This is a genomic window from Staphylococcus sp. B1(2026) (assembly GCF_058895785.1).
In genome coordinates, this window is the sequence record NZ_JBZXTS010000052.1 from 1 (window position 1) to 8794 (window position 8794).

8 protein-coding genes are annotated in these 8794 nt (G+C 29.7%); 5 read left to right on the forward strand and 3 right to left on the reverse strand.

The features are described 5' to 3' along the window. From AC5EAH_RS07150 to pepF, 5 genes are all read left to right on the forward strand, one after another. Positions 1-113 (forward strand): LPXTG cell wall anchor domain-containing protein (locus AC5EAH_RS07150; RefSeq protein WP_493494096.1); only part of this gene is annotated, 113 nt, incomplete at its 5' end. 220 nt (positions 114-333) lie between these two features. Next, on the forward strand, positions 334-981 hold the full coding sequence (locus AC5EAH_RS07155) for a YigZ family protein (protein ID WP_493494090.1): 648 nt from the start codon (positions 334-336) through the stop codon (positions 979-981). 3 nt (positions 982-984) lie between these two features. Then, entirely contained in the window at positions 985-2205 is a 1221-nt protein-coding gene (locus AC5EAH_RS07160) for an LCP family protein (RefSeq protein WP_493494091.1), read from the forward strand. Positions 2206-2356: 151 nt separating this feature from the next. Further along, on the forward strand, positions 2357-3247 hold the full coding sequence (gene galU, locus AC5EAH_RS07165; RefSeq protein ID WP_493494092.1) for a UTP--glucose-1-phosphate uridylyltransferase GalU: 891 nt from the start codon (positions 2357-2359) through the stop codon (positions 3245-3247). A gap of 17 nt (positions 3248-3264) precedes the next feature. Beyond that, positions 3265-5064 carry an oligoendopeptidase F gene (pepF, locus tag AC5EAH_RS07170; RefSeq protein WP_493494093.1) on the forward strand — a complete coding sequence of 600 codons (1800 nt, stop codon included), beginning with the start codon at positions 3265-3267 and terminating at the stop codon, positions 5062-5064. Positions 5065-5116: 52 nt separating this feature from the next. On the opposite strand, the gene AC5EAH_RS07175 is transcribed toward pepF, so the two are convergent. From AC5EAH_RS07175 to AC5EAH_RS07185, 3 genes are read right to left on the reverse strand one after another with little or no spacing between them, the layout of a single operon-like run. Further along, a complete protein-coding gene (locus tag AC5EAH_RS07175) occupies positions 5117-6319 on the reverse strand; it encodes an aspartate kinase (protein ID WP_493494094.1) in 1203 nt (400 codons plus the stop codon). 1 nt (position 6320) lies between these two features. Continuing rightward, positions 6321-7202: a homoserine kinase gene (gene thrB / locus AC5EAH_RS07180; protein WP_493494095.1), complete on the reverse strand. Its 882-nt coding sequence runs from the start codon at positions 7200-7202 to the stop codon at positions 6321-6323. Positions 7203-7214: 12 nt separating this feature from the next. Beyond that, entirely contained in the window at positions 7215-8501 is a 1287-nt protein-coding gene (locus tag AC5EAH_RS07185) for a homoserine dehydrogenase (protein WP_493494097.1), read from the reverse strand. Positions 8502-8794: the final 293 nt, after the last annotated feature.

Below are 8794 nucleotides of genomic sequence, written 5' to 3' on the forward strand. Positions count from 1 at the left end.
TGAAACAATTACCAGATACAGGTATGAATTCGACATCAACGTCGGCTACAGGTGTAGGATTATTGGCAGCAGTATTAGGTTTAGTAGGTTTACGTCGTAAGAAGAACCAATAAAAAATATAAATTATTATCTATTCTTTAATGAAATTTTAAAGAAATGTAATGAGTTATATTATCAAAATAACCCAAAAGATTGTGAAAATCTTTTGGGTTATTTATTTTATTATATAGAATATATATTTATATTAAAATTTAATAAAGTTGTGATAACTTAACTCACATAGATGCTAAAATATGGTATAATACAGTAAATTTCTTTATTTAAGGAGTTAGCATGAAAAATAATTTAATTACAGTTGCAAGAAACGGTCATCATGAAATTGATATAAAAAAATCTAGATTTATTTGTCATTTATCAAGAATAAACACTGAAGAAGAAGCGAAAATATTTATTGAACAAGTAAAAAAGCAACATCATAATGCAACGCATAATTGTTCATGCTATTGTATCGGAGATAATGATGAAATCCAAAAAGCTAATGATGATGGCGAACCTACAGGTACAGCAGGTGTACCTATGCTTGAAGTATTAAAAAAGCAACAAATAAAAAATACAGTAGTAGTCGTTACACGTTATTTTGGAGGTATTAAACTAGGTGCTGGTGGTCTGATAAGAGCTTATGGCAAGTCAGTATCAGAAGGTATTCAAATGATTGGTTTAGTCATTAAAAAAATAGTTGTGCCAATAGATATTGTTGTAGATTATACATTGACCGGTAAATTAGAACATGCATTGCATAATAGTAATTATATTATGTTAGATACCACTTGGACTGATAAAGTTACGTACCATATTCAAGTACCTATTGAACAAGTAGATGATTTTAAAGTTTGGATAACAGATTTAACATCCAATCAACATCGATTATTAATTCATTCACAACAATATATTGAATTAAAATATACTTCGCAGGAGAATTAAAATATGTCAGAAGAATACAGCAGAAACGATAGATTAAGCAATGATGAAAAACCTAAACGTAAATGGAAACGTTATATTATTAGTTTATTGTTAATATTATTTATTGGTGGTGTAGGTTATGCTTATCATATTCAAGATAAATTCTTTTCTGTATTAAATAATACTTTTAAAGATGTGGCACCTTCTACATTGAGAGAAGTACCTATAGATGAACATTTAAATAAAATATCTATTTTAATTTTAGGTATTGATGAAAATGAAAGTCGTAAAGCAGAGGGGCAAACAATAGAAGATTCAAGAACAGATTCTATTATTTTAACAACAATTAATACCATTAATGAACGTATTGATTTAGTGAGTATTCCACGCGACTCTTTAACTTATATTGCACCATTAAAATATTATGATAAGATTACACATGCACATGCTGAAGGAGGACCACGAATTAGTATGAATGCTGTTGAAAATTTATTGAATGTACCGGTAGATTTTTATATTAGAATTAATTTTAAAGCTTTTCAATCTGTAGTAGACAAATTAGGTGGTATAGAAGTCAATATTCCTTTTGATATGGATGAACAAAATGCAGAAGGAGTAGAAAATACAATTCATCTAAAAAAAGGTAAGCATTTATTAAATGGAGAACAAGCATTAGCTTTTGTAAGATCACGTTATTATGATAGTGATATGGCACGTGGACAACGTCAAATGGAAGCAATTCAAGCGATATTGTCTAAAGCAAAATCTTTAAATAATATCACTGCTGTCACTGATTTAATTGATATTGCTGGTAAAAATGTGACACATAATTTAACAGAAACGCAAGTTATAACTTTATTAACACATTATTTAAAAAAAGATTTTACTTTAGAAACGCATCAAATTGAAGGTTATGATTTATATTACAACGATGTTTATTATTATTATCCTAGTCCAAATCATCTCTTTGAATTATCGACGTTACTAAGACATCAACTTGGCTTACCACAACCACATAAAGATGATTTGATGAATGTAAGATATAGTGGTTATATTTATCCGTTATTATCAGATACTTATCAAACAAAAATAGAGTCTATATCAGAAATTCAGCAACATGTTACGCCAGCTTATTTAGAGATGGAACTTGGTGCACAAGATATTTATGATAATATTCCAGAACAACTAAATATTATATCGTTATCAAAAGAATTAGAAGCAACGAGTGATACACAATCAAAATAACAAATATTCGATTTTTACATTGTAGAAATCGAATATTTTTATTATATAGAGGGGTAAAAATAAAAACGAATACAATTATCAGTCCCAAGTAGTATGATTTTATGATATAATGAAACAAATTATACATATAATAGAAATAGAGGAGATAAAAATGTCTGAATTTAAAAAGGTAAAAAAAGCAATTATTCCAGCTGCAGGGTACGGTACAAGATTTTTACCCGCAACTAAGGCAATGCCCAAAGAGATGTTACCTATTATTGATACACCAACTATTCAATATATTGTAGAAGAAGCAGTTGCTGCAGGTATTGAAGATATTATTATTATTACAGGAAAACAAAAACGTGCAATAGAAGATCATTTCGACCGTAATCCAGAATTAGAAATGGATTTATTAAATAAAGGTAAAATTTCGATGTTAGATTCTGTACAGCATGCATCAAATTTAGCTAATATTTTCTTTGTTCGTCAAAAAGAAATGAAAGGTTTAGGTGATGCTATTTATACAGCTAAATCATTCATTGGAGATGAACCATTTGCGGTATTATTAGGAGATGATATTGTTTTAAATGAAAATGGTGAACCAGCAATTAAACAATTAATTAACGAATACGATAAAACAGGTTGTTCAGTAATTGGGGTGCAAACTGTACCTGAATCTCAAACAGATCGCTATGGTATTATCGATCCTTCAAAACAAGATGATAGACTATATGAAGTATCAACATTTGTTGAAAAACCAAAATTAGGTACAGCACCGTCAAATCAAGCTATTATGGGTCGTTATGTTTTAACACCAGATATATTTAAATATTTAGCTAAAAAACAAATTGGTGCTGGTGGAGAAATTCAATTAACAGATGCCATTCAAATGTTAAATGAAAAACAAAAAGTATATGCTTATAATTTTGAAGGTCATCGTTATGATGTTGGTGAACGTTTAGGATTTATTAAAACGACAATTGATTTTGCTTTACGTAGTTCATTCTCTGAAGAAGTTAAAGACTATATTAAAGAAAAATTAGAAGAATATGATAAATAAATAGTGGGGGGAGAAATATGAATTATCAATCTAGGGAAGAAATACCAACACAATATAAGTGGGATTTAGCAGCAATCTTTAAAACAGAAGCACAATTTGACACAACATTACAAGAAATTAATGAGTTAATTGCACAGGCAGCTAGTTATAAAGATACATTATCACAAAGTGCCGAGCAATTATATCAAGCGTTTGAAGTATATTATAAAACATATCATCTTGTTTCAGTTGCCTATACTTACGCACATTTAAATAACGATACTGATAAAACGAATAGTCATTATACACAAATGATAGGGAAGATGCAAAGTGTCTATAATGATTTTATGACAGCATGGTCATTTTTCACGCCTGAATTACTATTAATTGATGACAGTAAAATTCAACAATTTTTACAAGAATATGCGCCATTACAAGCTTATCGATTTGAATTAGAAAAATTAAATCAAAGTCGTTTGCACACATTATCTATAGAAGAAGAACGAATTTTATCTTTAGTACAAAATCCTTTAGGAAGTATTAAAACTATTTTTCAACAATTAGATAATGCAGATTTAAAATTCGATGATGTAGAAAATTCAGATGGAGAACATTTACCATTAACACATGGCACATACGGTACATACTTACATAAACAAGATAGAACATTACGTCAATCTGCGTTTAAATCTATGTATCGACAATTTAAAGCACATGAAAATACAATGGCAGCCATTTTGACTGCACATTTAAAATCTTTAGCATTTAATGCTAAAGTGAGAAAATATCAATCTACCCGAGAAGCCGCATTAACTAATAATTATATTTCGGAAATTGTTTATGATAATTTAGTAAATACGATTAATAATAATTTGCATGTTTTACATCGTTATGTTGCACTTAGAAAACGTTTGTTAAATGTAGATGAATTGCATATGTATGATATTTATGCACCACTAACTGCAAATATGGATACATCAATAACATTTGATGAAGCTATTGATGTATGTAAAAAAGCTTTAGCACCATTAGGTGAAGAATATGTGAGTTTAGTAGAACGTAGTATTACAGAACGTTGGATTGATGTGTATGAAACACCAGGTAAACGTTCTGGTGGTTATTCATCGGGTACTAAAGGCACACACCCATATATTTTATTAAATTGGCAAAATGATTGGTCAAGCATGTATACTTTAATTCATGAGTTAGGGCATTCAATTCATTCATATTACACGTTTAATAATCAACCAGAACAATATGCAAATTATTCAATATTTGTTGCTGAAGTAGCATCAACATGTAATGAAGCATTATTATCAGAGTACTTATTTAATTTATATGAAGGTGATAAGACTAAACAAATTGCTATTTTAAACACACAGTTAGATCGTTTAGTTGCCACATTATTCCGTCAAACAATGTTTGCTGAATTTGAACATCTGATTAATGAAGAAATTACAAATAATGATGTTTTAACAGCATCACGTTTAAATGATATGTATTATGATCTAGTACAAAAATATCAAGGGGATGCTATTAAAGTTGATCGTGAAATTGAATCAGAGTGGGCAAGAATTCCGCATTTCTATTTTAATTATTATGTTTATCAATATGCAACGGGGATTAGTGCAGCAGAAGCATTAAGTGCACAAATTTTAGAGCAAGGTTTACCGGTAGCACAACGATATATCAATAAATTTTTAAAAGCAGGATCTTCTGATTATCCAATTGAAGTGTTGAAAGCAGCAGGTGTTGATATGACACAAGCCGCACCAATTGAAAAAGCAATTGAAACAATGTCTAAATTATTAGATAGATACGAAGCATTAATTGATTAAATTATTAATAATAAAAAGGTTGCAAGTCTCAAAAGAGATGCAACCTTTTATTTTATAAATTGAATTTCTCGCATAACATTTCAACTGCTTTTTGACCATCTTTATTGTCGATAATGAAAGATAAACTTAGTTCAGATTCAGCTACTTGATAGAATGAAATATCATTTGTAATTAAAGTATCAAATATATGTCGAATAACACCACCTGTATCACGCATGCCTAAACCAACAACTGTAATTTTAGATTTATGTAAATCTAATTGATATTGTATCGAATTATACTGTTCAACTAAACTATCTAATGCTTCAGTTAAAAAATGATGTTCTGTCTTTTTAACACTAAAAGTTAGTTGTGTGTTATTTTCATTTATACATTGAGATAACATAAAAATGTTAATACTATATTGTTCTAATGTATGAAAAATTTGTTGATAAATTTTATTATCTTGTATTGGATAAGTTAAATTAACATAAATTATTTCTTTTTCAAGTGCTACACCAGTGACCTTACGATGCTCAATTAATTGTGTTTTAGGCATAATCCATGTTCCTTTCTGTTTAGATAAAGTTTTTGCTACATATAATGGGACTTGATAGTTTTTAGCGATCTCGACACAACGTGTTTCCAAGACACCCGCACCTTGTGCACTTAGTTCTAGCATTTCTTCATGAGAAATTTCGAATAATTGATAAGCTGAACGATAAATACGAGGATCAGTCGTAAAGACACCAGTTACATCAGTATAAATTTCACATGAACATTGCATTGCTGCAGCTAAAGCAACTGCACTTGTATCAGAACCACCACGTCCTAAAGTTGTGACATTATTTAACTCATTAACACCTTGGAAACCTGCCACGATTAAAACATCATTGTTTTTTAAATGTTCATATAGTACTTTATCATCAATATGTTTTATCTTACTTTTAGTATGTAAACCATATGTTGTAATACTTGCTTGTTCACCAGTTAATGATTGACTGCGTACACCAAGATTTTGTAAAGCAATAGCTAATAAAGCGATGGTTTGTTGTTCACCAATAGATAATAATCGATCAAGTTCACGCACATCTGGTTTATCAGATATTTCATTAACTAGTGTTAATAAATGATCAGTCATTTTTCCCATAGCAGAAACAACGACAATTAGTTGTTCTTTTTGGTTAATACGTTGTGCTAAGTAATTAGCAATATTTTTAATTTTATCAATTGTGCCGACAGAAGTGCCTCCAAATTTTAATACTGATATCGTCATATTAAACCTCCTGTTTGTTAAAATTAATACAAACACCTTGGCGATCAATGTCTAATGTCATTACTTGTGCTTGTGCATCATAATTTTGAAAAGCTTGGATAAATTTTTGATGGTGACCTTTCGGTGCAAACGTAATAACAGTAGGGCCAGCACCACTTAAACAACTACCATAACCACCTAACTGCTCTGAAATTTTTCTTAAATCAGTTAAATGTGGCACAAGTGATAAACGATATTGTTCGTGCCATAAATCTTGACGCATCATTTCTCCAGCAAGTTGTAAATTATTAGTTGTAATACCTGCAATTAATAAATTAGCAATAGCACTTGCTTGAACACCTTGTTGCATTGTGATTTCTTTAGGTAATACACTACGACTCAATTCGGTAGACAATTCTGATTGAGGAATAAACACAATAATATCACAATTAGGGAAGCGGTGTTGTGCAGTAAATGTTTGTTTATCATTTTGCATAGCTACAACAAAATCACCTGAAATAGCTGGTGCAACATTGTCCGGATGTCCTTCGATACGACTTGCCCACATAATTTTTTCATCTTGAGTTAAATTCAAATTTTCTAATTGATTAGCTAGTTCAATTCCAGCAACAATAGCAGATGAACTTGAACCTAAGCCACGTGTTGTAGGAATATCTGTTTGCATAATTAAATAGTGGGGTTGCAACTGAGGTGCGATTTTAAGTGCAGTAGCTATAATCAAATTATTCATATCATGTGAAATGTTAGGTAAATCATGTTCGATATACCATTCGTCTTGTGGATGTCTAACTGTCAAATGTAAATATAATGATAATGCTAATCCACAAGAATCAAATCCAGGGCCTAAATTGGCAGTTGTAGCTGGAACTTTAATTGTTAACATAATTTCACATCCTTATTCTTCAACATGATAGTACATTTCCACTGTCAATGTACCCGTTGCATTTAAATCTTTGATACATTCGTTAAAACTTGCTTTAGAAGTTTGATGAGTAACGATATATACATCAGCATAGCCAGTTTTATTAGAAGGTTGCTGTAAAATTTGTTCAATACTAATACCTTTTTGAGATAAGATAGTTGTCATATTAGCAAATTGTCCAGCAGTATCTAACATAGATAAATTAATAAAATATTTGCATAAAATTTGATCATCTTGTAATAAAGGACGTTGTACTTCAGTCATATTGACTTGTTGACCACTTACACCTAGTCGTTTATTATTCGCAACTGCAACAATATCGCTAATAACTGAAGTTGCAGTAGGTAATGAACCAGCACCAGCGCCATAAAAGATTGTTTCACCTACAGAAGCACCTTTAATTAAAATAGCGTTGTACTCATTGTTAACACTAGCTAAAGGATGTGTATGTTTAACGAGTGTTGGTGATACTTCAATGGCAACTTTGTTTTCTCTTTCAATAGCTCTACCAATTAACTTAATTGTGTAACCTAATTGTTGTGCAATAAGCATGTCAGATTTTTTTATTTGTCTAATACCTTGAGTAGCAACGCTATCTAAACTTAATTGTGTTTTAAAAGCAAGACGTGCTAAAATAACCATTTTACGTGCAGCATCTAAACCATCTACATCATTTGTAGGATCTAATTCTGCAAAGCCTAATTCTTGTGCTTGTTCTAATGCTTCATCATAATCTAATCCTTCAGTTGTCATTTTAGTTAAGATAAAATTAGTTGTACCATTAACAATACCTAATACATCACTAATATGATCAACAGATAAACTATTAACCATTGTTCTTAAAATAGGGATACCACCAGCTACAGCAGCTTCATAAAATAAATCACATTTATTTTTATTTGCTAGAGTTTGTAGTTCTTCTCCATATAAAGCAATTAAATCTTTATTAGCAGTAACCACACTAATATTATTTTCTAATGCACGTTTAATATATTTATGAGCAATATAAACACTCCCCATAACCTCTATCATAATATCAATAGATTGATCGTTAAAAATATCATTAATATCATCAGTAACAATGAAATTATCTTCATTACTAGTTGTATACTTTGATTTATCACGTACTAACACGTAATTGATTTTAATATCGTAGCCTGTTAACTGTTTTAATTGTTGTTTTTGTTCATTAAGAATATGTACAACACCACTTCCAACAGTCCCATAACCTAAAATAGCAATATTTAATGTAGTGTTTATCATTTTAATTTACCTCCATGATTTTTATACAATTGTGCACCTATAAAAGACACGTTTTATTATAAACTAAATCATAAAAATTTTAAAGAAGTTATGAAAAAAATAAAAAAACATCTTGCAATATGAATATCAATTTGTTATTATATAAAAGTCGCTTATGAGTGATAGTTGAAGCGTAATTAAAAATAAAAAATAAAAAAATGTTGACAAAAAAGATAAGATTTGTTAACATATAAAAGTGCTTATCATAAAATAATAAGCACTAAAAAAGCACATTGAAAGATAAATATTGA

Bases quoted from the DNA above. Each gene is read 5' to 3' on its own strand.
- AC5EAH_RS07155 (WP_493494090.1), top strand. From the start codon at position 334: ATGAAAAATAATTTAATTACAGTTGCAAGAAACGGTCATCATGAAATT.
- AC5EAH_RS07160 (WP_493494091.1), top strand. From the start codon at position 985: ATGTCAGAAGAATACAGCAGAAACGATAGATTAAGCAATGATGAAAAA.
- galU (WP_493494092.1), top strand. From the start codon at position 2,357: ATGTCTGAATTTAAAAAGGTAAAAAAAGCAATTATTCCAGCTGCAGGG.
- pepF (WP_493494093.1), top strand. From the start codon at position 3,265: ATGAATTATCAATCTAGGGAAGAAATACCAACACAATATAAGTGGGAT.
- AC5EAH_RS07175 (WP_493494094.1), bottom strand. From the start codon at position 6,319: ATGACGATATCAGTATTAAAATTTGGAGGCACTTCTGTCGGCACAATT.
- thrB (WP_493494095.1), bottom strand. From the start codon at position 7,202: ATGTTAACAATTAAAGTTCCAGCTACAACTGCCAATTTAGGCCCTGGA.